Origin of the sequence: Affinundibacterium danionis, assembly GCF_042432465.1 — a bacterium.
Taxonomy (GTDB): Bacteria; Pseudomonadota; Gammaproteobacteria; order Burkholderiales; family Burkholderiaceae_D; genus Undibacterium; species Undibacterium danionis.
On record NZ_JBHLXJ010000013.1, the window covers coordinates 189370 to 214695 of the forward strand.

A 25326-nucleotide genomic window follows, 5' to 3' on the forward strand; every position below is an offset into this window, starting at 1 on the left:
TGCTGCAGGCTTCCACAGAGAAGCACAGTGTCGTGTAATTAGCGTAGTAGGTTTTAGGGTACATTTATGGCAAACATATTGGTCGTCGACGACGAAATGGGAATTCGGGAGTTACTCTCGGAAATTTTGGGCGATGAGGGACACGTCGTTCAATTAGCAGAAAATGCACAGCAAGCGCGGGAGGCGCGAGCGCAATCACGGCCGGATTTGGTACTACTTGATATCTGGATGCCGGACACCGACGGTGTGACTTTATTGAAGGAATGGCAGCGTGATGGTTTATTGACGATGCCAGTCATCATGATGTCAGGCCATGCAACGATAGATACGGCAGTGGAGGCTACCCGTATCGGTGCGTTGAACTTCTTGGAAAAACCTATCGCTTTGCAAAAGCTTTTAAAGGCGGTACAACAAGGTTTGACCCGCAATATTGAGGTACCACGCCCTGTCGCTCCGGTGACGCGTATGAGCACGATGGAAGCGAATACGCAGGTAAGTAATACTGCATCGTTTGCAGCTGCACCAGCAACGTATGAAAGCCGCGATTTTGGCATGGCTAATCATCTTGCTCAAAATAATCAGCATTCATTTAATAATCTCTCTTTTGATTTACCTTTGCGTGAAGCGCGCGATGCGTTTGAGAGAATTTATTTTGAATATCATTTGCACCGTGAAGGTGGCAGTATGACCCGGGTCGCAGAAAAAACGGGTTTAGAACGCACTCATCTGTACCGCAAACTTAAGCAATTAGGCGTTGAATCCGTTAAATATGGAAAACGCGGCGAATAAGCCGATAGTCCCAATCACACTGGTTTTAGTGGCCGGTAGCAATTATCAGGCACGCGAGGCTTGGATTGCTACCGCCATAGCCTCTCTTCCATCTCAGGAAAATGCCGCCGTCTTATTAGAAGGTTTGCCGACGGGCGTGATGTCTTTGCAAGCTCATACACATCTTTTGATAGAGCGTATCGCGCCTGGTTGTTTTTGCTGCGTAGGGCAACTTGCCTTACGTGTCACATTGAACCGTTTAATCAAACAAATAACTCGGCAGAATACAAAAAAATTATTTATTGCAATTAATGATGCTCAGCATGTGACGGCATTACAGCAGTCATTGTCATCTCCACCCTACGATCAGTTGCTGCGAACAGACGAAGTGATAATGCTTTAGCATTAATTTCTTTATCTTGATTGCGCCGATTGAAAACTTCGTAGTGAAAGCCTAAAGTTCATAGCTTGCTCTGCCGTAACTCTTCTTAAGAGAGCGTAATTTCTCTTTTCAAACCAAGCATCCTGTTTGTATTTGAATGACTGGTTTCTTAAATGAGACTTCCCTGAGAAAGGAAGAGCAAATGAACATTATCTATAACAGTGATCAGTACAGCGTAGTAGAGTTTGGCGCCCAGACGGAGCATGAGGCTTTGCGTTACGGTGGTTACGAAATTACTGACAAATCAGTGCGCCGTGAGTGTTTTATTGGTGGCATACAGGCTGAAACTTTTCGACAAGATGTACAAGAATTGATATCGAATGAGCCTAGTATTGAAGAGATCGATGAATTTCTGGCGAAATTTGATACTTACATGGGACAGTCAGTATTGCTGCATTGAACATGCTTTAAAGAAAAATTTAATTAGCTTAAATTAATTTAAATTCGCCTTTATTTTAGATTTTGCTAAAGTAGTTAAAACGAGAGTGTTGATGGTTTATGCAATTATGCTAAACGATCGCACTCTTTTCTTTTTGTACATCTTTCACTGATTTTTAATCAAAATCAGAATTAAAGCGGTTTGATGTTGGTATTTTCTTTTAAAATACACAAGATCGAGTACCAATTTTTAGGCGTTTTTTTGGCCAATAAAAAAATGGACAAAAAAAACCCGCTAGCTATTCGCTGCGGGTTAAGTCCAAACCTTTGAAGGTGTTGGAGGAGACAGGTGTTACTTTATCGCAGTGCAGCAAATAAGTCTTGTCGCTTTTTCGTATACCAGACATAAATAAATAATATATCTAGCGTCAAAATTACGCGTCATCCTCTTTATCCAGAGCATAAGTAGCTTCAAAAATGATTTACACTGCCAGACTGATAATTGCAGTCTGAGGACAGTATGAAACTGATTGAGTCTATTCGTGAATTCCAACACGAAATCCAAACCATACGCCGTGATATTCACGCCCATCCCGAATTGTGTTTTGATGAGCATAGAACCGCAGCAGTGGTCGCAGCCAAGCTGGAAGCATGGGGCATACCCATGTTGCGTGGCTTAGCCGATACTGGCGTAGTCGGGATTATTAAGCGTGGGAATAGCGAACGTGCGATAGGTTTGCGGGCTGACATGGATGCGTTGCCCATGCAAGAGCTAAATCAATTTGCCCATACTTCACAGCATGCTGGAAAAATGCATGCCTGTGGTCATGATGGACATACCGCAATGTTATTGGGAGCGGCGCGATATTTATCGCAACATCAGAATTTTGATGGCACGGTGTATCTTATTTTTCAGCCCGCGGAAGAAGGTGGTGGTGGTGCCAGACGTATGATAGAGGAAGGCTTGTTTCAGCGTTGTCCTATGGATGCGGTATTTGGCATGCATAACTGGCCGGGTTTGGCAGCGGGTAGTTTTGCCGTGCGTCCCGGTGGCATGATGGCCTCGTCGAATGAATTTGAAGTCACCGTGCGGGGTAAAGGTGCGCACGCAGCTCAGCCGCAAAAGGGAATCGACCCGGTGATGATCGCGGTACAAATTGCCCAAAGTTGGCAAACCATCGTTAGCCGCAATGTCAATCCACTCGAGCCCGCGGTATTGTCGTTGACTCAGATCCATTCGGGCAGTGCGACGAACGTTATTCCTGATGATGCTAGTTTGATTGGAACCGTCCGTACATTCAGTACCGATGTTTTAGATTTAATTGAGCGTCGTATGGAAGTGATCGCCAGATCAACCGCAGCGGCATTTGATGCTGAAGTTGATTTTGTTTTTAAACGTAACTATCCCCCTTTGATTAATCACGAAAAAGAAACGCAGTTTGTCACGCAAGTATTACGTGATTTAGTCGGTTCTGAGAATCTTGACGAGCAAGTTGAACCGACTATGGGCGCAGAAGATTTTGCCTTCATGTTGCAACACAAACCCGGATGTTATGTGTTTATCGGCAATGGTGAAGGTGCGCATCGTCACGTGGGACACGGCTTAGGCCCATGCAATTTGCATAATCCTAGTTATGATTTTAATGACGATTTATTGCCCATCGGTGCGAGTTACTGGGTGCGTTTGGTAGAAGCTTATTTGGCTGTTTAAGTTTATCTTTGTCTATCTTAGCTTATTTAAGCTGCTTAATTTTTAAGCCAATTTTCTATTTGACATAAAAACGCCCACTTATGCGTAAGTAGTGTGGGCGTTTTTGGTATGAAGTACAAGATCAAGAATTTAAAATTCATCCCAATCTTCATCAGTGCTTTCTTTTTTTGCGCTGGCGGGGCTTGCAGTAATTCTCGCCTGCGCTGGACCTGTCGCACTAGTCGCAGGACGCGGCGCGGTGCTGGCTCTGGCGGCATGGACTTTGCCACCAGCTGCGTTCAACTTGAATACATCTAAAGCCTTAGTGAGCAGATCGGCTTGTTCTTCCAGTGATTCGGCCGCTGCCGCTGCTTCCTCGACTAAGGCAGCATTTTGTTGAGTCATCTCATCCATCTGATTGATGGCTGAACCAATCTCTTGTATGCCGGTACTTTGTTCCTGACTGGCTGCGGTAATTTCAGACATGATGTCGCTGACTCTACGTACGGAGGCTACGATTTCATCCATAGTCTGACCTGCTTGATCCACTAAGGCCGAACCGGTACGTACTTTATCGACTGAATCGCCAATCAAAGTTTTGATCTCCTTCGCCGCCGCCGCGCTGCGCTGTGCCAAGCTGCGAACTTCGGATGCAACTACCGCGAAGCCCCGTCCTTGTTCACCCGCACGAGCAGCTTCTACCGCCGCGTTTAAGGCCAGAATATTGGTTTGAAATGCGATGCCATCAATGACGCTGATGATGTCCACAATTTTCTTCGAGGACTGATTAATATCATCCATGGTAGCTACCACTTGATTGACTACGGCACCACCTTTTACCGCAACTTCGGAAGCCGTCTCAACCATCTTGTTGGCTTGACGTGCATTGTCGGCATTTTGTTTGACGGTCTCGGTCATCGTTTCCATCGAGCTGGAAGTTTCTTCCAGACTGCTGGCTTGTGATTCCGTGCGTGAGGACAAATCGGCGTTACCACTGGCGATTTCTGCACTGGCGACTTTGATGGTTTCAGCCGAGGTTTTGATATCCAGCACCATATTTTGTAGGCGGATTTGCATTTCGCTCAGCGCCGCTAACAAACTAGTGGTATCGCCACGCTCTACATCAATTTGCATGGTCAAATTACCGGATGCGACTGCCGAGGCAATTTCTTGCGCATATTCAGGTTCGCCGCCAAGTTGCTGCCAGATAGTGCGAATAATAAAATAAGACACAATGACCAATACCAGCATCACGATCAGACCCGCGGCGATGACCGTCCAGAGCACTTTACGAACATTGTCGCCAGAATTATCCACGCCAGTAGTAAATTGTTTTTGTGCGGAATCGACGGTTTTTTTCAAATCATCTTCTAATACTTTCAAAGACGTTTGCATTTGCCCGATCGCCGCTTGTGGATCGCCTTGATCCATTCCCAGCATGATTTTGGCGACACTTAAGGCGGGACTGAAATAGGCATCAAACTCTTTGGCGAGTCTATCTCCTAAAGCTTGTTGACCCGGTAAGCTGCTTAAGTTTTTGAATTTTTCACGGACTTTTTTGGCACGTTCGTTGACTGCTTCTATGCCTTTTTTGTCGTCTTCACCAACGGCTTGTTTTAAGGCGTCAACGATACCTTGCACATCGGCTTGAATATTTTTGGATCGGTCTAGCACCGGATAATCGATATTTTCCGTAGTCTTAATCGACTTGATTGCGGTCGTGGAAAAATACACGCTGGCTGCGATACCTACACCAAAAATGACCGTAGCGATAATGGGCAGCGCCCAAATTCTGCGTTTGATGCTCATCAAAAAACCTCGACTTAAGTGGTAAAAAAATCGCGGGAGACAGAGTTGCCTTCCGGCATTAGCCTTATACCTGATATGTGAAACTTAACTATAAAACTTGACCATGAAGCTCGACCTAAAACGTAGTTAAAACTCAGTTAGAACTTGGTAAGAACTCGGATAGAAATTTTGAAAATGAGATTTTGAAAATACAATTCATGAACCTGACTTTTTGATTTTTTATGATCGCGAGATATCCCGCAAACCTAGGTGTCAGGAAGACAGTAAGTGATTTGAAAAGCACGTTTTTGTTTAAGAATGAACTTACTGTTAAGTAACAGTGTAAGCCAAACTTTTAGAAATTGCGAAAGTCTTGTTAGTGTAGATTAAGGTTCGCGCAATGCGCGGCGATACTGTATCGCTTCCGCCACATGGGCTTGTCGGATTTCTCTGGTATTTGCCAAATCGGCTATAGTGCGTGCCACTTTTAGCACCCGGTGATAAGCGCGTGCCGACCAATTGAGTTTTAACATTGCGTTTTGCAATAGCTGGCTGGCCGCGGCATCGGTTTCACAGAGTTGATCGATTTCTTTGGTGCTAAGCAAATTATTTGCTTTATTTTGGCGTGCGATCTGGCGTTCAAACGCACGCTCTACCCGTTCTTGAATTGCTTGGCTGGATTCGCTGTCGCTTTGACGCAATAGATCGGCATGGGCTAGGGCTGGCACTTGAATTTGCATGTCAATGCGATCTAATAAGGGACCTGAGATTTTTCCTTGATAGCGGCTTACCGCATCCGGTGTACACCGGCATTTATTATTGAAATGACCCAGATAGCCACATGGGCAGGGATTCATGGCTGCAATTAATTGAAAGCGTGCGGGGAAGTCCGCTTGTTTTGCTGCGCGTGAGATATGAATATGACCTGATTCCAATGGCTCGCGTAATACCTCTAAGACTTTGCGGTCGAATTCGGGCAATTCATCGAGAAATAATACGCCATGATGCGCCAATGAGATTTCACCGGGGCGTGGTGTACTTCCACCTCCTACTAGTGCAACGGCAGATGCCGTATGGTGAGGCGAACGATAAGGACGTTGCTTCCATTTGTTCAAAGTAAAACCGCTACTAAGTGATTGTACAGCGGCAGATTCCAAGGCTTGTTGCTCGGTCATGCCTGGCAAAATGCCTGGGAAACGACTAGCTAACATCGATTTGCCGGTGCCCGGTGGGCCCATTAACAAGACACTGTGATTGCCAGCGGCAGCGACTTCCAGCGCGCGTTTTACTTGCAATTGACCTTTGACATCGCTGAAATCCGGATAGCTTGGCGCTTCGCTTTGTACTTGACTTCGATGCATGCTGATCTTGGATTCTGAATCAACACCTGCGAAGTGGGCGCACACCTGTAACAATGATTCGGCGGGATAAATACGCGCATCACTTACTAAGGCGGCTTCATTCGCATTGGCTTTGGGCAGCATAAATGCTCGCGCGTTTTCCGATGTTTTGCCATTACCTCGGCAAATTGCATAGGTCATGGCTAGCGCACCGCGTATCGGTCGCAATTCTCCAGACAAGGATAATTCACCGGCGAATTCGTATTGATCTAAAGTGTCATCAGGTATTTGTCCTGAAGCTGCCAGTATTCCTAAAGCGATTGGCAGATCAAAGCGTCCTGATTCTTTAGGTAAGTCTGCGGGCGCCAAATTGACGGTAATTTTCTGAGCGGGAAAATCAAAGCGCGCATTTTGTAATGCTGCGCGTACCCGGTCTTTCGATTCTTTGACTTCGGTTTCTGGTAAGCCGACGATGGCAAATGCGGGCAAACCATTTGCCAGATGCACTTCAACAGTCACTTCGGGCGCTTCCATTCCATTTAAGGCGCGACTTTTTAAAACGGCCAATGCCATGTAGTTTGCCCAGAGTTTGAGTGCTTACTATTTGTTTACGATTCGTTTATGACTTGCTTAAGTGTGCTTCCAGTTCGGCGACCCGTGCTTCTAGTGCTTCTAATTTCGCGCGAGTTTTTGCCAAAACTTGGGCTTGAATATCAAATTCTTCGCGGGTCACCAAATCTAGCTTGGCAAAACCTTGGTTCATCATCGCCTTGATATTTTTTTCTATATCTTTGGCGGGTGAGTTTTCCAGTGCTTGCTGAACTTTGTTGTGTACATCATTAAAAAATTGATTCGGTTCCATAATTTTTCCTTGTTTAAAGTTATCGATGAGGTCTTATAGTGCAAAAGCGCATTTGCGGTGCATTATAAAGTTCCTGTCGATAAAGAATGCGCCATTTCAGTGCGCGATTTATTAGGGAAAGCATAAAATTAACATAAATGAAAACAAATTGTGTATATTTTTTTATTGCTTTTTTGTTGTGAGTGCTAAGTGTAGGCAAGTGGATTTGTCTACATAAGCTGGTGTTTTGTTTTTGCTTTGCTCTTCTCCCCTTTCCGCTCTCTCCTTTTTTTCCACTCTATTTATCCTACTCACACCGTCCATTCTTGGGGCGGAATTGCGATTGAATGGGCATACCACTTTTGATTCGAAAAATTGATTTAGCTGATTTATGACGCATTGCAATAAAGCTGGCACGAGTTCTGCTAGAAGTTAAGTAAAAGTCGCGACTTTGCTGGCTGATACCAGCGTAGAAAATAAATAAAAGTCAATGTTTAGCGTCGGTCAGTTTTTTTAGAGTTAATTAGTAAATGCAGTCTAAATCAAACTTCCACCAATGGGGATACAACATGAAAACGAAATTAACGCGCAAGGTAATGGCGAGTGCAGTAATGGGTGTAGCGATGAGTGCAATGGCGAATGCTTTGGTCGCAGTACCAGCGTTTGCTCAAGAAGCGAAACCGGAACATGAAGTCAGTTTTAATATAGGCGGAGTTAGTGACTATCGTTATCGTGGTATTTCTCAATCGCGTTTGAAACCGGCATTACAAGGTGGTGCTGATTATGTGAATAACACGCATGGCATTTACGCTGGCACTTGGTTATCAACCATTAAGTGGACTAAAGATGCGGGCGGTAGTGGTGAAGTGGAGATGGACCTGTATGCGGGAAAACGCGGTGAGATTACGCCAGATGTGACTTATGACGTTGGCGTTCTGTCCTATGTTTATCCAAGCAATGGTTTGAAAAAGGTCGCTGGTTTTGCCGATGCGAATACCACTGAAATCTACGGTCAAATTGGCAGTGGTCCTTTCTACGCGAAGTATTCACATTCCGTCACGAATTTATTTGGCTTCGTTAATAGTAAAAATAGCGGCTACTTAGATTTGGGTGCCAATCTCGACCTGAGTGAAGGCTATACCTTGAATCTGCATTACGGTCGCCAAACGATTAAAAACAATACCGCTTCCTCGTACAACGATTGGAAAGTGGGCGTCACCAAAGAATTGGTCGGCGTGAATTTCAGCTTAGCCGTCATCGGTACCAGCGCTGACGAAAAGCTGTACTACACCCCAGCGGGTAAATTTACCGGCAAAACCAGCTTGGTAGTGTCTGCGGTAAAAACTTTTTAATTCTTGGTCGAGTAAGACTCTGCAAAGAATTAATCCATAAAGAATTAACCCATATCGAACCAACAGATGTTTTGTTCAATACATCATTGAGACCATCATGAAACTGATTACTGCCATTATTAAACCATTTAAGTTGGACGAAGTTCGCGAGGCGCTTTCAGAAATTGGCGTGCAAGGTATTACCGTTACGGAAGTGAAAGGCTTTGGCCGTCAAAAAGGTCATACCGAGTTATATCGTGGCGCGGAATATGTCGTCGATTTTTTGCCTAAGACCAAAATTGAAGCTGCGGTTGAAGACAATATTGTTGAGCGTGCTTTAGAAGCTATTGAGAACGCTGCCCGTACCGGAAAAATTGGCGACGGCAAAATTTTTGTCTATTCACTGGAACAAGTGGTACGGATTCGTACCGGTGAAACAGGCAACGAGGCGCTTTAATCAAGATCAGCCTAGTCGAATCTTTCGAACGAATTGAACTTATCGAACCAACGAGACCTAAAATGAATAAACTATTTAAAATCCTCGCTGCCACCGTGTGTGCGCTAGCGATAGGGCAAAGCAGTTTAGCCTTTGCCGAAGAGCAAGCCGTAGCGTCGGCCAGTGCTGTCGCGGCCGTAAGTGCGTCTGCATCAGTGTCAGCTTCACTGCCGGCATCGATGCCAGCTAGCGCGGACGCAGCATCTGCTTCAGTGTCTGCATCAGTACCGGCAGCAGCTCCTGCCGCAGTACCAGCACAAGTATCAGCACCAGCGCCAGCACCGACTGCGAATAAAGGTGATACCGCTTGGTTATTAGTCGCCACGGTTTTGGTGACTATGATGTCGATTCCTGGTTTAGCCTTGTTTTATGGTGGTTTAGTACGCTCAAAAAACATGCTCTCTGTGTTGCTGCAAGTGTTCATGATTTTTGCGGTAATTGTCGTGTTGTGGTGCGTTTATGGTTATTCATTGGCGTTCACAGAAGGTTCTCGTTTCATCGGGAAATTTGACAGAGTTCTTTTACAAGGTATTTGGGACCCAGTACAAGCAAGTTTCACTACAGCGGCTACTTTTAGCAAAGGGGTGGTGATTCCGGAGTTTGTATTTGTCGCGTTCCAGGCGACTTTTGCGGCGATTACTTGCGGCTTGATCATTGGTGCTTTTGCCGAGCGCGCTAAGTTCAAAGCGGTATTAGCTTTCGTCGTCATTTGGTTCACTTTCAGCTATTTGCCTATCGCTCATATGGTGTGGTTCTGGACTGGCCCCGACGCGATTAAAGACGCCGCGACTTTAGCGACAGAAACCGCCAAAGCGGGCTTCTTGTTCCAAATGGGTGCACTCGATTTCGCAGGTGGTACGGTGGTTCATATCAATGCGGCGGTTGCTGGTTTGGTGGGTGCATTCATGATTGGTAAGCGGGTTGGTTATGGTAAAGAAGCAATGGCGCCTCATTCGTTGACAATGACCATGATCGGTGCGTCTTTGTTGTGGGTGGGTTGGTTTGGTTTCAATGCAGGCTCCGCGTATGAAGCGAATGATATTGCGGCCTTGGCGTTTATCAATACTTTGTTAGCGACTGCTGCCGCCACCGTTTCATGGGTTTTCGGTGAATGGATGACTAAGGGTAAGCCTTCTATGTTAGGTGGCGCTTCGGGTGCGGTGGCTGGCTTAGTTGCAATCACACCGGCTTGCGGTTTTGTCGGACCTATGGGTGCTTTAGTCATTGGTCTGGCTTCCGGTATCGTCTGCTTATGGGGTGTCAATGGTTTGAAACGTATGCTGGGTGCTGATGATTCGCTGGACGTATTTGGTGTGCATGGCGTTGGCGGTATTTTGGGTGCCTTGTTGACAGGCGTTTTTGCTTCACCATCCTTAGGCGGTCAAGGTATTTTTGACTATGTGACTAATAAGATGTCGGCTGATGCCTATAGCATTGCGGGTCAAGTAACAACTCAAGCCACAGCGGTTGGCGTAACGATTCTGTGGTCCGCCATCGTTTCTGTTATCGCTTATAAATTAGTTGATTTGGTTATAGGCTTGCGTGTTCCTGAAGATGAAGAACGTGAAGGCTTGGATATCACTAGTCATGGTGAGTCTGCTTATCATTCTTAAGCTAGTTCGCGCCGACAAATTTGGCTGGCGCAGATTTGAATAACTGAGTTAAATAACGCAATTAAATAAGTCGATGTAAAGATTTCTTGGTGGGACTTTCACGCCTCTCAGTAACTTGGGAGGCGTTTTTTTATGGGTGTTTTGTTTTTGTTTGGGACATATTTTTAAAAATACTTGTCCGAAAATGGCTAGAAGCGGGACTTGCTTTCACGTATAACGACATCTAAGCGATTGGTGCCCGTAAAAAATACGGCATGAGTCAGTTGAAATCGATACCAATAAAGTACAACATAAGCCACTACCTACCTTATCCATGAACGCACCTTCCATCCCCGCACCGGACCTCCATTTGTCGGATTACTACCGAGCACTTGCTGCGAAAGACGCGCGCTTTGATGGGGTATTTTTTGCTGGAATCACGACCACAGGTATTTATTGTCGTTCGATTTGTCGAGTGAAAACGCCACGTGCAAGTTCTTGCGTGTTTTTTCATTCGCAGGCGGCGGCCGAGGCGGCAGGTTTCAGACCATGTTTGCGTTGCCGTCCTGAGTTGGCTCCCTACGATTTGCAACAAAATTTGGCGCATGCGATTTGGCAAAAAATTGCAGCAGGAGCAATGAATGAGCAAGGACTGGAATCATTGGCACAAACCGTTGGCTTATCTTCGCGCCAATTGCGTAGAGTGGTATTGCAAGAGTTTGGCGTTAGCCCTATCGAATTAGCACAAACGCAGCGCTTACTATTTGCAAAAAAGCTTTTGCAAGAAACGAATCTGAGTATGACCGAGCTTGCATTTGCAGCAGGTTTTGGCAGTGTGCGGCGTTTTAATGCCTTATTTGAAGCACGTTACAAAATGACGCCAGCTTCTATCCGACGCTCTCATTCTCAGCCCGAGTCGGGGATTTATTTGCGTTTGGCATATCGTCCCCCTTATGCCTGGGATGCCTTACTTAATTATCTGTGCGGACGTGCTATGGCAGGTTTGGAATACGTCGATAGTGAGGAGGCTAGTTATCGCCGCACCATACAGTTAGATGGAAAAAATGGTTGGATCAGTATTCATCACATCGCGGATAAACAGCAATTGGGCTTGCAGATTGCACCCTCTTTAAGCAGCGTGTTGATGCCATTGTTAGCCAAAATACGCCAGCAGTTTGATGTCGAGGCTAATCCGGTTTTGATCGCCAGTCATTTACAACACGATCCTATTTTGGCGCAGCAAATGCAGCGCACCCCGGGACTGAGAGTGCCCGGTAGCTTTGCGCCCTTTGAGTTGGCGATACGTGCCATTTTAGGGCAGCAAGTGAGCGTGGCTGGCGCGACGACGGTGGCAGGTCGTTTGGTACGCAGTTTTGGTGAACCCATGCAGACACCTTGGCCACAGTTGAGCCATCATTTTCCGACGCCAGTGCGTTTAGCGACATTGAGCATTGAGGACATCGCCGCTATCGGCATACCAAAATCGCGGGCGGCCACTATCCAGAGTTTTGCTGCTTTTAGTGCGGGTGGTGGTTTGGATATCAATCCCGGTATCAGTATGGAGCAACTGATCCAACGCTTAGTTGCCTTACCTGGCATTGGGGACTGGACTGCACACTATATTGCGATGCGGGCTCTGCGTTTTCCCAATGCCTTTCCTGCGGGCGATTTGGGCTTGCAAAAGGCAGTGACACCACCTGATCAAACTCGTTGTAGTGCAAAGGCGTTGGAATTGCGCTCACAGACATGGTCACCGTGGCGTAGTTATGCGGCTTTGCTCTTGTGGGAATCACTTGCCTAGAGCCTAAATATGCGCATAGGTTTTTCGAAGGCGAACTTTTGAGCATTTTTTGAACATTAATTATGAATAATTATTTAGTCTATTCATCACCATTGGGTGATTTGCGTTTGGTCGCCAGCGAGCAAGGTTTAGCCGGTGTTTATTTCCCTGAGCATAAACACTTGCAATGGCAAAACACTTGGCAGCATAAGCCGCATGATGCTGTATTGCTGCGTGCTCAAACGCAATTGCAAGAGTATTTCGCAGGTCTGCGTACCGAATTTGATTTGCCTTTGGATCTTAGTCAAGGCACGGTGTTTCAGCAGGAAGTCTGGCGTGCATTGTCGAGCATTCCTTATGCTCAGACCTGTAGTTATGCCGCTTTAGCAAAAAAAATCGGTAGACCTAAGGCTGTTCGAGCACTCGGTGCGGCAAATGGGCGCAATCCCTTATCGATTATCGTGCCATGTCATAGGGTGATTGCGGCCAATGGTGATTTGCAGGGGTATGCTGGCGGGTTGTCCAATAAGCAGTATTTACTGGATTTAGAGCGTGTTAGATGATTCGGGGTAAATCCTTGAAATACAAGGAAAAATTGACGTAATGTAAATGAAAAGGCGCATATCAGAAATTTTTTGATGCAATGCACAAAAAAAGCTTGACGCTTAAAAAATAGTCAGCAACAATGCGAATTGTTGCGGTGCACCATGTTTAAGGTTTTTTGGACTCACTGCCATTTTGATTCACACTGAATCCTCAATCTGAATCGTCAACCTAACGGAGAATTTCATGTACACAACGCCAGAACAATTTATCGCTGCGACTAAGACTAACTTGGAAGCACAATTTGCTGCAATTACAGCATTGAACCAAAAAGCATTTGAAGGTTTGGAACAATTCGTATCTTTGAACGTGAATGCTGCTAAGGCAACTTTCGAAGAAAGCACGACAGCAACACAACAATTATTGAACGCTAAAGATGCGCAAGAGTTGATCGCTTTGGCTACTGCTCAGGCAAAACCAAATGCAGAAAAAGCCTTGGCTTATGGCCGTCACTTGGCAACGATCACTTCAGCAACTCAGCAAGAATTCACAAAAGCAGTGGAATCTCATATTGCTGAAACTAATGCAAAAGTTGTTTCTTTGATCGACGAAGTCACAAAAAATGCACCTGCAGGTTCCGAACAAGCTGTGACTGCATTAAAAACAGTGGTTGGTAACATCAATGCAGGTTACGAGCATTTGTCTAAAACAGCGAAACAAGCTGTTGCAACTTTGGAAGACAACTTGGCCAACGCCACTAAGCAATTCACACAAGCTGCTGAAAAAGCAACGACAACAGCAAAAAAGAAGTAATTTAGCCGATCAGCGTTTGCCTAAGGCAAGCGCGAAACGACCACGAAGTCGCAAGTTTCGCCCGCAAGTGCAGTTAAGTTTGTTTGAGCAAGCTAGCTGACTTCAAAGTAAAAAAGCTTTCTGAAAAGGAAGCTTTTTTTTCGTCCCTATTTTTCAAATAGTACAAATAATTGTCTAAAAAATCAGCAATTCTGATGCGGTGCAGTATTTTCTAAGTCGATTCCGCGCCAAGCATTACAGACTGGTGTAATCTTATGAACTCATCGCAACCTTGATTCAAATTATTTAGGGAGTTACCCATGCAAGAAGTCGTAATCGTCGCCGCTGGACGTACCGCGGTTGGTAAATTTGGTGGATCTTTGGCGAAAGTCCCGGCATCGGACTTAGGCGCGCATGTGATCAAGGCCTTGATGGCAAAAACAGGTTTAAGCGGTGCTGCAGTTAGTGAAGTCATTTTGGGACAAGTATTAACAGCTGGTGTGGGACAGAACGCGGCGCGTCAGGCAGTTATTCGTGCTGGTTTACCAAACACGGTACCCGCCATGACGATCAATAAAGTATGCGGCAGTGGCTTGAAAGCGACCCATTTGGCAGCACAAGCCATTATGGCAGGCGATGCCGAAATTATGATCGCAGGTGGTCAGGAAAACATGAGCGCTTCTCCGCATGTGTTGGCCGGTTCACGCGATGGTTTCCGTATGGGCGATGCAAAACTGGTCGACACGATGATCGTCGATGGTTTGTGGGATGTATATAACCAATACCACATGGGAATCACCGCAGAAAACGTTGCCAAGAAACATGGCATTACACGTGAAGAGCAAGATCAATTTGCCTTGGAATCCCAAAATAAAGCTGAAGCCGCACAAAAAGCAGGCAAGTTTGTGGATGAAATTATTCCTTACGACATCGTCGGCAAAAAAGGCACAACGGTATTTGACACCGATGAATTCATCAAGCACGGCTGTACTTTAGAGTCTTTAGCGGCTTTACGTCCTGCTTTCGATAAAGCGGGCACTGTCACTGCAGGCAATGCTTCAGGTCTGAATGACGGCGCAGCAGCAGTCATTATGATGTCAGCGAAAAAAGCCGCCGAGCTGGGTTTGCCAGTATTGGCGAAGATCAAAGCCTATTCTTCCGCTGGTATCGATCCAACCGTGATGGGTTTAGGTCCTGTGCCCGCCGCGCAATTGTGTTTGAGAAAAGCTGGTTGGACGCATGAAGAAGTCGATCTGATGGAGATCAACGAAGCCTTTGCCGCACAAGCGATAGGTGTGAATCGTGAAATGGGTTGGGACACCAGCAAGATCAACGTGAACGGTGGCGCCATTGCGATCGGTCATCCAATCGGCGCGTCAGGCTGTCGCATTCTGGTCAGCTTGATCCACGAAATGATACGCCGCGATGCTAAGAAAGGCTTAGCGAGTTTGTGTATCGGTGGTGGTATGGGTGTGGCGTTGGCAATAGAAAGATAAAGCGATAGAGTGATAAAGCGAGATTAATTCGTCGTAGAATAAAAAAGCCCGTGGATCTGAGATAGTCCACGGGCTTTTGCTTTGTTTACTTCTTCTTTGCAGTGAGTAGTTCTTTGATTTTTAGGAACCGATCTTCGACAGCGGGTAAAGCATCAAAACGGTCAAAATTCGAACCCATCACGCGATCCAATTGATTGAGGCGATCACTAGTTGGTGGGTGTGTAGATAGTAGCGAATTGACTTCGCTACCTTTGCTTCCTTGCAAGGTTTGTAAGACCGCAGGTAAACCAAAAGAATCGTAACCGGATCTGGTCGCTAAAACGACACCCATACGATCTGCCTCAAATTCCGAGTCTTTATCCAAGCCAACACCGTAGAGAGCAGCTCCCAGCGAGGCAATCTCTAAAAAAGCCCGGTTTCGTCGATTGTCTTTACCACTGGCATCAAGTGCAGTATCGCCAAGCGTTTTCAGAAAGGCAGTCGTATTGGCTTTTTTGATCGCGCTGAGGTGATGTTTACGGACGACGTGAGAGGCTTCATGACCCAAAACGCCAGCGAGTTCTGCTTCATTGTTTAGCTTTAGAAGCAGACCTTTGGTAATGACGATATAGCCTCCGGGTGCGGCAAAAGCAGTGGCATCGCTCAAGTCTAATACGACAAAAGTCCATGGTAAGTCTGGGCGTTCACTATGCAAGCTTACCCAGCGCCCTACCTTGTTCACATAGGATTGAACTTCTTGATTGTCGAGCAAGGGGGCGAGGCTCAGTAAATTGGCAGCAACCTCTTGACCGAGCACGATCTCATCCGATTCGGAGATATCTTTTGCCGCTTTAGCACCATCCGTAACCGTCTTAAATATCTTAGTTAAATTAAATTGCGGGGACGGTGTCGCCATTGCAGGAATCAGTGTCAAGCAGAGCCCAACCGTACTTGCAGCAAGAAAATGTTTGAACATTATCTTTCTCCTTCGGCTTTAACATAGGCCAGCTCTTGATCACTTAAATTTCTCTGTGTCGCAAAATTCTTCGCCACTGTCTTTTCAACATTAAAACTCTGCATTTTCTGGAAGCTATCCATATTGGGCGACAGGTTTTTGAAACTCTCCGGTGTTAAACCTTTCACCGCAGTCGTTGTCGTGCTCCCAGTATTTGTGCCTTTCTGTAGGCTGGCTCCCGAGACTAAAGTCTCTGTTAGGCTGAACGACTTTGTCCCATGGTCTTCAAAACGTAAGCTCAGCATTTTCACCCATCCCACGGCATCTTGTGCTTTGACCTCAGTCCAGCTCGCCTTGCGTGAGACGACATCAAGTTTCTGATTTTCCTTCAAAGACCTTAGTGTTTCCGCATCGCTAAAGGGCTTGGACTTGAGTTCGGTGTTACGTATAACGATAGCTTGAGCTTGTGCAAAGCTCATTGACGGTGTGAACATCAACGTGCCCACGATAAGAATCGGAACTGCAAACGGTTTCATGTTAACTTCCTTGGACTAGGGGAAAATAATTCAACTTCTTGTTCACGACCTTTTACCTTATATGAGCCAAAAGAGGCAAAGTCAAGCGTGTCGCCGCATTGCAACATGGTTTCCTTTGAAACTAAAATGCGCGATACACCTTTGGTCAAACCTTCAATGCGGCTGGCGAGGTTGACAGTATCGCCTATGGCGGTAAATTCTTTCCGTTCTGACGAGCCTATTGAGCCAACAACAGCTGGGCCAGAATGCAGCCCAATTCCCACATCAAAGTCGGCTGAGAGATCTCCTAACTCTAATTTAAATTTTTCCAGTACCTCAGACATTTCGAGCGCCGCTTTTACCGCATCTAAGGCGTGTTGCTTATTGTCGAGCGGTGCGCCCCAAAATGCCATAATGCAGTCGCCGATGAATTTGTCGATAGTACCGTTATAGCGAAAAATCACTTCGACTTGAAGTGTAAAGTAGCGATTCAGTAGATCCACGATTTGTTCCGGCGTGCGACTTTCTGACAATGAAGTGAAGCCACGAATATCTGAGAATAAAACCGTAATCTCACGGCTCTCTGCTTTTTCACCGACATGTTCCGAACCTTCGCGAGCGACCCACTCCTTAACTACGTGTGGATTGACGTAGCGACCAAATTCTTTAATTGTGGCTTGATACGAACGGTGCACAATCCAATATTCGTATAGTGCCAGACAGAGGTAATAGATCCAGACAAAAAATAAGGGGATAAGGACATGCAGCAATATGCCTTGGGATAATGCCCAGTAGGCTCCACCGATGACCATAGGCGTAATTAAAGCTAGACCTAGTCCTGGATAAAGCGCATTCACCCTACGCAAGAAACACGTATAAATGAGTGCAATTGCCGTTAAGGTGGCTGATAGTAAGAACCATGGCGGTGGTGTAGAAATGAACTGTTGATTTTTCAAATTGTCGATCGCGGTGGCGAGAATATTTGAACCCCAATACTGGCTATCAATTGGTGTCACTCGCAGATCGTGTAAAGACGAAGCATTGGCACCAATGATGACTATTTTGTCCTTAAATTCCTGTTCAGGACGTGCGGGCTTTTCTCGATCAATGTCAGCATAAAGATCGGTAAATGAAATGCGTTGATAGGGATTACTACTACCAAGCCAAGTCAATACTAAATCGGATCTCTGTGGCACTTTGTAACCCAAATCCTTAGCGACACGGGCTGGTAGGGATGGGACTAACCAACCAGAAATATCAGTGTAAAGTTCATAGCGCCGCCCTACGCCATCGGCATCCCCTAAGAAATTGACAGTGCCGATACGCCACTGGCGCGAGTCAATTACCATGGGCAATAAAAACGCACCATTGGCCAATTCATTCGCTCGTGATGTCTTGATTAATCCCAATTGGTTTTGTAAATCGCTGAGTTTTCCCACATAGGCCGCACGATCAAGTTCACTTCTGATAAAGGGGAAAAAAATATTACGCTTATCTTTGATCGCCTGGTTGAACAGTTGATCGCTTTCGGGTCTGTCCAAATCGCGTTCATTAAACGTAATATCAAAGACGATTGCTTTGGGTTGTTGCTGCAGAATGGCTTCCACCACTTCTGCGTAGACCGAACGAGGCCAAGGCCATCTACCTACTTTGCTTTCCATTTGGGTCAAGCTGCGGTCGTCGATATTGAGGATCACGATAGCAGGGTCAGCGGATAATTTCTCCGCCTGTAGTTTGACTAACCAGTCAGAAAATTTACCATCGAGGTTGAGTAGGTAACTTGGCGATAGCACTTCAAAGACCGCGAGAAGTGCCACCACTAGCGTAAAAACGTGAATAAAGCGCAGTGAAGATTTCATCGTAAAGAAGGCTATTTATGAAGTTGGCGATGGTGCCAGATAGCCGGGAATTTTACTTTCGTCCACCTCGTCAATTTGCGCGCTGTCCATAAATTTTTGCGCATATTGCAGATAAACTTTTTCCTTCACAAAGATATGAAACAAGTCGGGATCGATGTGTCCGTTTAAACTGAATTTGCCGAGGATATCGAGCGATTCTGTGATGCTTTTTCCGGTTTTATACGGGCGGTCTTTAGCCGACAGTGCTTCAAAAATATCGGCAATTGCCATCATGCGTGCTTGTACTGACATTTGTGATCCACGCAAACCACGCGGATAACCTTTGCCATCCATGCGTTCATGGTGCCCCCCCGCATATTCAGGGACATTTTTTAAATGCTTAGGCCAAGGCAAAGCTTCTAGCATGCGTATCGTGACGGCGATGTGGTTGTTGATAATTTTTCGTTCGTCGGCGGTTAAGGTGCCGCCTTTGATGGTTAGATTCTCACTTTCTTCGGTGTTGAGTAAATGTTGTTGTACGCCGTGACTATCTATCCAACGACGTTGCGCAATCTGTAATACGCGTTGTTGATCTTCGTCGCTCATACGCTCGCCACCGATATTGGCATGGCGTAAAAAGGCTTTTTCTTGGTCTAGTTGCACTAGCTCGTTTTTGTAGGCCTGTTCGGCCGCTTGCTTTTGCTCTGAGGTGGCAGAGAGCGTATGAGTTTGTTTTAGATATTGAATTTCTAGGTCACGTCGCAAGATTTCAAAGCGCGCATCGATCAGGTGAATACGATCAAAAATGGTTTCGAGTTTGGTGGATTTTTCGATCACATGCACAGGCGTTGTGATCTTGCCGCAATCGTGTAATAAGCCCGCCATCCATAATTCGCGACGATCACGATCAGTCATTTTGAAGTCTTTTAACGGGCCTTCATTATGACGATGGGCAGCTTCGGCAAGCATCATGGTTAGTTCTGGAACGTGCTGACAATGCCGCCCCGTATTCGGTGATTTTTCGTCTATTCCTATATTGATCAGGTTGACCAAAGATTCAAACAAATTCTCTAATTGAAAAATCAGTTCTTGATTGCTCAGTGCAATCGCAGCTTGCGACGCTAGCGCTTCGATAAATCTTTGGTCGGTCTCTGAAAAACTATGAATGTCTTTATTCACCGGATCTATCGCATTAATTAATTGCAGCACACCTATTAGCTCAGATTCGTGATTAAGCATAGGTACGGTTAACAAAGACTGGCAACGATAATTATTCAATTCATCAAAACGCCGCATTTCAGAAAAATTAAATAAGTCTGCGTCATAGACGCTAGCGATGCGCACTGACTGTTTGAGATTTGCCGCGTAGGCGACCACCGCGCTGAGATTAGGATGGCCTGCCTGATCTACCAGTGGAATGGATGCCATCTTGGAAGATTTTTCGTGAGAGCCACCAAAATGTAGATTGAGCGTGTCATTAATAGCGATATCAAATTCTAGACTTTGCTTATCGCTGCTGACCCGATACAAAGTACCGCCATCGGCATTGGTCATCGTTTTGGCGGTGCTGACAATGCGTTCTAGCAGTTGATCGACCTCTTTAATATCATTTAAAGCGACACTGAGTTCGGTTAAATGTTGTAGGCGTTCAGCAATTTGTTCGTGGTTCAGTTCTGACATAGACTCACATCAATCAATTTAAAAATGGAGAATCAACCATGACCTACCAAGAGATCAAAATGCGCCCTATGGGTATTTTTGAAAATTGGTAAAACTATATGGTTATCGACAAGGATATTCCTAAAGTCTAAGCGTTCCTCTACTTAAATCCTAGTAATTCCCCTGAGCGCGTTAGTTAAAACAACAGCCCGACAAAGTGTTGCTGATATGAGATACGAGATGAACTCCAGTGCACATTGTTGATGCTTAAAAGATATGAATATGAGGCAAGATCGATGTGAAAATGGCGGTCATCGCCCTATTCCGCTTTGATAAATGAGCAGGATTTACAACAATCATCCCGAGTTTGCGGCAAAATACCGCAAAAATAGAGAATGTTTACTCATTTTGGTGTGTGTTTAACGTAAATCGGCACTGAATTGTATCAACTTCGAATGTCAATCGAATCTAAGTAAAAAAGGATGACGGGATGTCGTCAAATTGTTTTTCGTCCCATAGACAAAATCTGATCAGTGGTATTGTAGGTGGTGTCAGCGCAGTATTTTTGCTGCTATGCGGCGCGCCAGCGTTGGCGATAGATAGTAAATATCAAGTGCCTGCGCCAGAGTTACAGGCTTTGGTCGATGCACCACGTGGACCGGAGTTTCGCTTAGGACCGCTCAATAAGATGGGTTTATTGATCAGTATTCCTAGCTTGCCCAGTATTGCTGAAGTCGCCCAGCCCGAATTGAAACTGGCGGGTTTGCGTGTCCATTCACGCCTGCGGGCGGCGAGCCGAACCAGTTTTAGTGATGGCTTGAGTTTGTTAGAAATTGCCAGCGGTAATACGCGCAAAGTCAGTGGATTACCAAATCGCGTGCAAATCGCTGATATGGCTTGGTCGGCCGATGAACGTTGGTTGGCCTTTAGTAATTGGGGCAAACGTGGGGTTGAATTGTGGTTGCTGAATGTCAAAACGGCTACTGCGCATAAATTGATAGAAGAACCTTTGAACGCAGTGACCAGCGCGGGTTTTTCTTGGGTCAGTGGCAATGGGCAAGCCGATCAGCTATTGGTCAGACTGTTACCTAAGTCACAAAAGCCTGCGCCTCGTGAGAGCACGATACCGACTGGCCCGTCTATGCAGGAAACGCGCGGTGGTAAATTAGCGCAAACCCGTACTTATCCTGATTTATTAAGAAATCCCTTTGATGCCGATATGCTCGATTGGCAGCTACAAACCCAATTGGCAATGGTCAGTGTGCAAGGGAAGGTACGGCGCTTTGGTCCTAACATGAATTTGACAAAAGCGCTGGCATCGCCTGATGGTAAATGGATACTCACTACGCAAATCAAACGCCCCTATTCTTATCAATTACCTTTAGAGCGCTTCGGACAGTTGATTGAAGTGTGGGATATTGAGGGTAAGAAATTAAAAACCATTGCTGAGTTGCCGATGCGTGAACGCTTGCCGAGCGCTAACGATGCGGTACAAGCGGGACCGCGCAATTTCTCTTGGCGCAATGATCAGCCTGCGACTTTATATTGGCTGGAAGCGCAAGGTGGTGGCGATCCCGATAGCAATATTAAAGTGCATGATATTTTGATGCAGCATGGTGTGCCATTTGGTGGCGCACCACAAAAATTAATGGACTTAGCGTGGCGTTTTAATTCCGTCGTATGGGGCAATGATCACCTTGCGCTGGTAACAGAAACTTGGGGCAAGACAAAGGAAATTCGTACTTGGCGTATTCAACCTGGAGCGCCACACAGCAAACCTGATTTGCTATTTGCACGTAAGTCGGAGGATCAGTATGCAAATCCCGGCGCACCATTGATGGAGTTGAATCAATACGGCCGTTCGGTGATACGTCTGACCCGTGATGAGCAATCCATGTTTTTAATTGGCACCGGTGCCAGCCCAGAAGGCGATCGGCCTTTTATAGATCGCTATCATTTACCGACAGAAAAAGCGCAACGCTTATGGCGTTCTAAAGCACCTTATTACGAGGAAGTGCTGGGCGTGGTTGATGATTTGGGAACGCAATTAATTACCACCCGTGAGTCGCAGGATGAACGCCCCAATTTGTATCTGCGTAGTATAAGTAGTAATGCCGCACCTAAAGCCTTGACAGCGTTTCCGCATCCGACACCGCAATTGCGCGGTATACAAAAGCGTCAGCTCCACTATGAACGTCAAGATGGTTTGAGTTTGAGCGCGACCTTGTATTTACCTCCTGGTTATGATCCAAAGCGCGATGGTGCGCGACCAATGTTGATGTGGGCCTATCCACGTGAATTTAAAAGCGCAGAGACTGCTGCTCAGGTGACTAGCTCGCCTTATAAATTTAATCGCATCAATGTACAAGGGCCGCAAGTGATGTTGGCGCGTGGGTATACCGTATTAGATGGCTTTGCTATGCCGATAGTGGGCGAAGGCCGTAAAGAACCCAATGATACCTTTATCGAACAAATTAAAATGAATGCCGAAGCAGCGGTCGATGAGGTGGTGCGTTTGGGCGTCGCAGATCGACATAAAATAGCCATAGGCGGACATAGTTATGGGGCGTTTATGGCAGCCAATTTGTTAGCGCACACGAGTTTATTTCGAGCAGGAATTGCGCGTTCCGGTGCTTATAACCGCAGCCTGACACCATTTGGTTTCCAAGCCGAAGATAGAAATTACTGGAAGGCGATCGATACTTATCAAGAGATGTCACCCTTCAATTACGCTGATGAGATCGACGTGCCACTGCTTTTGATACACGGCGAAGACGACAATAATCCCGGCACCTTTCCTATGCAAAGTGAGCGTATGTATCAGGCTTTGCAAGGATTAGGAACACCGGCACGTTTGGTGATGTTGCCGTATGAAAGTCACAGTTACCGAGCGCGTGAATCTTTATTGCATATGCTGTGGGAGCAAGATCAATGGTTGCTACGTTATGTAAAAAATGCTAAACCTGTCTCTGGTAAATAGCTTTTTTGGCATAGCAACTAAAAGCTTAGTGTTTTGTTGTTACAATGCATTTTAATTCCAGCGCGATAACACTTTTAAATTCTTATTATGCTCAAAGCCTACATTTTAGATAATCAAGCCGTTGCCCGGAATTTATTGGGATCGGTGTTGATGAATGGTGGGCACGAAGTGATAGGTGATGGTAACCACAGTGCGCATAATTTGGCCAAAATGGTCAAATTACAACCGCAAATTGTGTGCGTAGATATCGGTGAAGCCGACAAAGATGGTTTGGCGATCTTGGAAAATCTACGTGCCCAATTACCTAAAGCTTTGGTGTTCTTGGTGTCAGCCAAATTGGATGCGGAAACTATCGCAGCAGCACAAGCTTTGGGCGTGGTGGGTTTTATCGTGAAACCATTCAATGCAACCGCTGTACTGATGTCAATTCGTAATACAATACTTCGCATTGCCTCTCAGGCGCGCGCAAAACAAGCCGAAGCGGCTAGCACTTCCCCAACTCCTGCCGCTGATGGCAACAGCAACCCTCCTAGCGACTAGTTCATCCTGTATTTCTCTTGCTTTATCAGGTATCAGCTAATTCCATCACATTTTTACACCAAGCTCTGACCTTCGCTTACAGTGAGACATAATCTTAAGGAGGCCTTATGAGTTCTTCATCCCTTACCCCTGCTATGTCAGAACAAGCATTACCCGCCGAGGTATCGATACAAAGCGATACCTGGTTGAATCGGTATCGTAATTTTCCGGTATTTTCTAAAACGTGGTTTCGTTATAGAACCGTTGCTTTTATCAGCGTTTATATTTTTATCGCGGTGTTAATCAGTGCGATAGCCGCTTTGACGAAGGGCGATTGGAAGACCTACGCTGCCGTTATGTTACCCGTTATCTTGGCTGCGATTAGTTTGACGACAGTTGGCCAAGCCATGGCGGTGTGGGTAAGGCAAAAACATTTTACAAGTCGTAAAGAAGGTATTTATCTAAGTATCGCTATTTTGTCGGGTGTTGGGATCGCCTACGGTGTCGCGCAAGTCACCGATAACTTAGCGAAATTGGCGATTTATGGCGATGCGAATTACAAGTTTCCCTCCAAGGCGAAAAAAAATAACCCTGAGTCACAATCTACTAATTCACAAGCCAGCAATGATATTGAAAGATCGGCGGCTAGCGCGCCTAGTTCGTCTGCGGTAGCGAGTACGGAGACGGTTGCTGCTTCAGGATCTGCAGCAACAGCGGAAGCATCAAGCCCAGGCTCAAGCCCTAGCACCATCGCGAGCAAATCCACTGCCGTCAGCAGCACGGCGAATAGCGACACCGTCAAAATCGATAAATTGATTCAGCTGGTGTTGAGTGCTTTCCCTATGATTTTCTTAGTTATTTATACCGGCAGCGGCTTTGATTTATGGTTCTTTTTCCGGCAACGTAAACGCTTAGCGGAAGCCTTGCGTCAACAAGAGTTGAAACGCGCGCAAGATGCGAGACGAGAAGCGGAGTTGCGTCTCTCGGTTTTGGTGGCTCAGGTAGAACCACATTTTCTGTTTAATACTCTAGCGGGTGTGCGCTCTGCGATTTTGACCGAACCAGTGCGCGCGACGGCAATTGTGGATCACTTAGTTGATTATCTGCGTTCTACCATACCTCAGATGCGAGGTGATGGTAGCTCTGAGCAAGGCCGCTTAGCAAAACAATTAGAGGCGGCGCGAGCTTACTTAGGTTTGATGCAAGCGCGTATACCGCGCCTGACATATAGCGTGGAATCTGAATTAAAAGACGCGGTATTTCCCCCTTTAATGCTGATTTCTTTGGTAGAGAATGCCATCAAACATGGAATCGAACCCAAAATTGGCCCGGTGCATATTAGTGTTAATGCGCGTTATTTTGATCAAGACGATGAAGAGAAACTAGAAGTCGCGGTGAGTGATAACGGAGTCGGATTTGGTGGTGCGACTTCCGGTTCCGGGATTGGTCTCGCCAATATACGCGAACGTCTCGAATCCATGTACGGTTCACGTGCCAGCTTAGTTTTGAAAGCACGACCTGAAGGTGGCGTCACCGCCAGTATCGTGCTTCCTTTAATTGCTTAAATAATTGCTTAATTGCCTGATGCTAAAGTATTTTCATAA

General features: G+C 46.0%; 21 protein-coding genes. 14 read left to right on the forward strand and 7 right to left on the reverse strand.

Annotation, left to right across the window (positions count from 1 at the left end; all coding sequences use genetic code 11):
- Nucleotides 1-66: 66 nt before the first annotated feature.
- The 4 genes from ACFFJH_RS12180 to ACFFJH_RS12195 all read left to right on the forward strand — a co-directional run bounded on the left by ACFFJH_RS12180 (nt 67) and on the right by ACFFJH_RS12195 (nt 3299).
- Complete coding sequence (locus ACFFJH_RS12180; protein ID WP_390212985.1) at nt 67-789, forward strand: response regulator; 723 nt, start codon at nt 67-69, stop codon at nt 787-789.
- Nucleotides 755-1171, forward strand: coding sequence for a GTPase (locus ACFFJH_RS12185; protein WP_390212987.1), 417 nt, complete (start codon nt 755-757; stop codon nt 1169-1171). Before ACFFJH_RS12180 ends, ACFFJH_RS12185 begins: the two co-directional genes overlap by 35 nt.
- A gap of 181 nt (nt 1172-1352) precedes the next feature.
- On the forward strand, nt 1353-1610 hold the full coding sequence (locus ACFFJH_RS12190) for a BTH_I0359 family protein (RefSeq protein WP_390212988.1): 258 nt from the start codon (nt 1353-1355) through the stop codon (nt 1608-1610).
- A gap of 498 nt (nt 1611-2108) precedes the next feature.
- Complete coding sequence (locus tag ACFFJH_RS12195; RefSeq protein WP_390212990.1) at nt 2109-3299, forward strand: M20 aminoacylase family protein; 1191 nt, start codon at nt 2109-2111, stop codon at nt 3297-3299.
- 129 nt (nt 3300-3428) lie between these two features.
- On the opposite strand, the gene ACFFJH_RS12200 is transcribed toward ACFFJH_RS12195, so the two are convergent.
- From ACFFJH_RS12200 to ACFFJH_RS12210, 3 genes are all read right to left on the reverse strand, one after another.
- Nucleotides 3429-5087: a methyl-accepting chemotaxis protein gene (locus ACFFJH_RS12200; protein WP_390212992.1), complete on the reverse strand. Its 1659-nt coding sequence runs from the start codon at nt 5085-5087 to the stop codon at nt 3429-3431.
- A gap of 365 nt (nt 5088-5452) precedes the next feature.
- Nucleotides 5453-6979, reverse strand: coding sequence for a YifB family Mg chelatase-like AAA ATPase (locus tag ACFFJH_RS12205; RefSeq protein ID WP_390212993.1), 1527 nt, complete (start codon nt 6977-6979; stop codon nt 5453-5455).
- A 46-nt stretch (nt 6980-7025) separates the two neighbouring features.
- Nucleotides 7026-7268 carry an accessory factor UbiK family protein gene (locus tag ACFFJH_RS12210; RefSeq protein WP_390212994.1) on the reverse strand — a complete coding sequence of 81 codons (243 nt, stop codon included), beginning with the start codon at nt 7266-7268 and terminating at the stop codon, nt 7026-7028.
- Between the two features lie 548 nt (nt 7269-7816).
- On the opposite strand from ACFFJH_RS12210, the gene ACFFJH_RS12215 reads away from it, so the two are divergent.
- The 7 genes from ACFFJH_RS12215 to ACFFJH_RS12245 all read left to right on the forward strand — a co-directional run bounded on the left by ACFFJH_RS12215 (nt 7817) and on the right by ACFFJH_RS12245 (nt 15277).
- Nucleotides 7817-8599 (forward strand): TorF family putative porin, encoded by a 783-nt coding sequence (locus ACFFJH_RS12215; RefSeq protein WP_390212996.1) that lies wholly within the window; start codon nt 7817-7819, stop codon nt 8597-8599.
- 97 nt (nt 8600-8696) lie between these two features.
- Complete coding sequence (locus tag ACFFJH_RS12220) at nt 8697-9035, forward strand: P-II family nitrogen regulator (RefSeq protein ID WP_314862757.1); 339 nt, start codon at nt 8697-8699, stop codon at nt 9033-9035.
- Between the two features lie 62 nt (nt 9036-9097).
- Nucleotides 9098-10687, forward strand: coding sequence for an ammonium transporter (locus ACFFJH_RS12225; protein WP_390212998.1), 1590 nt, complete (start codon nt 9098-9100; stop codon nt 10685-10687).
- A gap of 313 nt (nt 10688-11000) precedes the next feature.
- Entirely contained in the window at nt 11001-12467 is a 1467-nt protein-coding gene (locus ACFFJH_RS12230) for an AlkA N-terminal domain-containing protein (RefSeq protein ID WP_390213000.1), read from the forward strand.
- A 62-nt stretch (nt 12468-12529) separates the two neighbouring features.
- The gene (locus tag ACFFJH_RS12235) at nt 12530-13009 is read left to right on the forward strand and encodes a methylated-DNA--[protein]-cysteine S-methyltransferase (RefSeq protein WP_390213003.1); all 480 of its coding nucleotides are present in this window, start codon (nt 12530-12532) and stop codon (nt 13007-13009) included.
- Nucleotides 13010-13235: 226 nt separating this feature from the next.
- Nucleotides 13236-13802, forward strand: a complete 567-nt coding sequence (locus ACFFJH_RS12240) for a phasin family protein (protein ID WP_390213005.1) — start codon at nt 13236-13238, stop codon at nt 13800-13802.
- Between the two features lie 299 nt (nt 13803-14101).
- Nucleotides 14102-15277, forward strand: coding sequence for an acetyl-CoA C-acetyltransferase (locus ACFFJH_RS12245; protein ID WP_390213006.1), 1176 nt, complete (start codon nt 14102-14104; stop codon nt 15275-15277).
- An 85-nt stretch (nt 15278-15362) separates the two neighbouring features.
- On the opposite strand, the gene ACFFJH_RS12250 is transcribed toward ACFFJH_RS12245, so the two are convergent.
- From ACFFJH_RS12250 to ACFFJH_RS12265, 4 genes are read right to left on the reverse strand one after another with little or no spacing between them, the layout of a single operon-like run.
- Nucleotides 15363-16232: a M48 family metalloprotease gene (locus tag ACFFJH_RS12250; RefSeq protein WP_390213008.1), complete on the reverse strand. Its 870-nt coding sequence runs from the start codon at nt 16230-16232 to the stop codon at nt 15363-15365.
- On the reverse strand, nt 16232-16747 hold the full coding sequence (locus ACFFJH_RS12255) for an SH3 domain-containing protein (RefSeq protein WP_390213011.1): 516 nt from the start codon (nt 16745-16747) through the stop codon (nt 16232-16234). The genes ACFFJH_RS12250 and ACFFJH_RS12255 overlap by 1 nt, the downstream gene beginning before the upstream one ends.
- Nucleotides 16744-18585 (reverse strand): CHASE2 domain-containing protein, encoded by a 1842-nt coding sequence (locus tag ACFFJH_RS12260; RefSeq protein WP_390213013.1) that lies wholly within the window; start codon nt 18583-18585, stop codon nt 16744-16746. The genes ACFFJH_RS12255 and ACFFJH_RS12260 overlap by 4 nt, the downstream gene beginning before the upstream one ends.
- Nucleotides 18586-18600: 15 nt before the next feature.
- Nucleotides 18601-20244: an HD domain-containing phosphohydrolase gene (locus ACFFJH_RS12265; RefSeq protein WP_390213016.1), complete on the reverse strand. Its 1644-nt coding sequence runs from the start codon at nt 20242-20244 to the stop codon at nt 18601-18603.
- Nucleotides 20245-20713: 469 nt separating this feature from the next.
- Here ACFFJH_RS12265 and ACFFJH_RS12270 point away from each other — a divergent pair, with 469 nt between their 5' ends.
- The 3 genes from ACFFJH_RS12270 to ACFFJH_RS12280 all read left to right on the forward strand — a co-directional run bounded on the left by ACFFJH_RS12270 (nt 20714) and on the right by ACFFJH_RS12280 (nt 25287).
- A complete protein-coding gene (locus ACFFJH_RS12270; RefSeq protein ID WP_390213018.1) occupies nt 20714-23203 on the forward strand; it encodes an alpha/beta hydrolase family protein in 2490 nt (829 codons plus the stop codon).
- Between the two features lie 87 nt (nt 23204-23290).
- Nucleotides 23291-23743 carry a response regulator gene (locus tag ACFFJH_RS12275; RefSeq protein ID WP_390213020.1) on the forward strand — a complete coding sequence of 151 codons (453 nt, stop codon included), beginning with the start codon at nt 23291-23293 and terminating at the stop codon, nt 23741-23743.
- Between the two features lie 107 nt (nt 23744-23850).
- Nucleotides 23851-25287, forward strand: coding sequence for a sensor histidine kinase (locus tag ACFFJH_RS12280; protein ID WP_390213022.1), 1437 nt, complete (start codon nt 23851-23853; stop codon nt 25285-25287).
- The last annotated feature ends 39 nt before the right edge of the window (nt 25288-25326 follow it).

Coding starts and splice junctions, on each gene's coding strand:
- ACFFJH_RS12180 (WP_390212985.1), top strand. CDS start 67: ATGGCAAACATATTGGTCGTCGACGACGAAATGGGAATTCGGGAGTTA.
- ACFFJH_RS12190 (WP_390212988.1), top strand. CDS start 1,353: ATGAACATTATCTATAACAGTGATCAGTACAGCGTAGTAGAGTTTGGC.
- ACFFJH_RS12195 (WP_390212990.1), top strand. CDS start 2,109: ATGAAACTGATTGAGTCTATTCGTGAATTCCAACACGAAATCCAAACC.
- ACFFJH_RS12200 (WP_390212992.1), bottom strand. CDS start 5,087: ATGAGCATCAAACGCAGAATTTGGGCGCTGCCCATTATCGCTACGGTC.
- ACFFJH_RS12205 (WP_390212993.1), bottom strand. CDS start 6,979: ATGGCATTGGCCGTTTTAAAAAGTCGCGCCTTAAATGGAATGGAAGCG.
- ACFFJH_RS12210 (WP_390212994.1), bottom strand. CDS start 7,268: ATGGAACCGAATCAATTTTTTAATGATGTACACAACAAAGTTCAGCAA.
- ACFFJH_RS12215 (WP_390212996.1), top strand. CDS start 7,817: ATGAAAACGAAATTAACGCGCAAGGTAATGGCGAGTGCAGTAATGGGT.
- ACFFJH_RS12220 (WP_314862757.1), top strand. CDS start 8,697: ATGAAACTGATTACTGCCATTATTAAACCATTTAAGTTGGACGAAGTT.
- ACFFJH_RS12225 (WP_390212998.1), top strand. CDS start 9,098: ATGAATAAACTATTTAAAATCCTCGCTGCCACCGTGTGTGCGCTAGCG.
- ACFFJH_RS12230 (WP_390213000.1), top strand. CDS start 11,001: ATGAACGCACCTTCCATCCCCGCACCGGACCTCCATTTGTCGGATTAC.
- ACFFJH_RS12235 (WP_390213003.1), top strand. CDS start 12,530: ATGAATAATTATTTAGTCTATTCATCACCATTGGGTGATTTGCGTTTG.
- ACFFJH_RS12240 (WP_390213005.1), top strand. CDS start 13,236: ATGTACACAACGCCAGAACAATTTATCGCTGCGACTAAGACTAACTTG.
- ACFFJH_RS12245 (WP_390213006.1), top strand. CDS start 14,102: ATGCAAGAAGTCGTAATCGTCGCCGCTGGACGTACCGCGGTTGGTAAA.
- ACFFJH_RS12250 (WP_390213008.1), bottom strand. CDS start 16,232: ATGTTCAAACATTTTCTTGCTGCAAGTACGGTTGGGCTCTGCTTGACA.
- ACFFJH_RS12255 (WP_390213011.1), bottom strand. CDS start 16,747: ATGAAACCGTTTGCAGTTCCGATTCTTATCGTGGGCACGTTGATGTTC.
- ACFFJH_RS12260 (WP_390213013.1), bottom strand. CDS start 18,585: ATGAAATCTTCACTGCGCTTTATTCACGTTTTTACGCTAGTGGTGGCA.
- ACFFJH_RS12265 (WP_390213016.1), bottom strand. CDS start 20,244: ATGTCAGAACTGAACCACGAACAAATTGCTGAACGCCTACAACATTTA.
- ACFFJH_RS12270 (WP_390213018.1), top strand. CDS start 20,714: ATGTCGTCAAATTGTTTTTCGTCCCATAGACAAAATCTGATCAGTGGT.
- ACFFJH_RS12275 (WP_390213020.1), top strand. CDS start 23,291: ATGCTCAAAGCCTACATTTTAGATAATCAAGCCGTTGCCCGGAATTTA.
- ACFFJH_RS12280 (WP_390213022.1), top strand. CDS start 23,851: ATGAGTTCTTCATCCCTTACCCCTGCTATGTCAGAACAAGCATTACCC.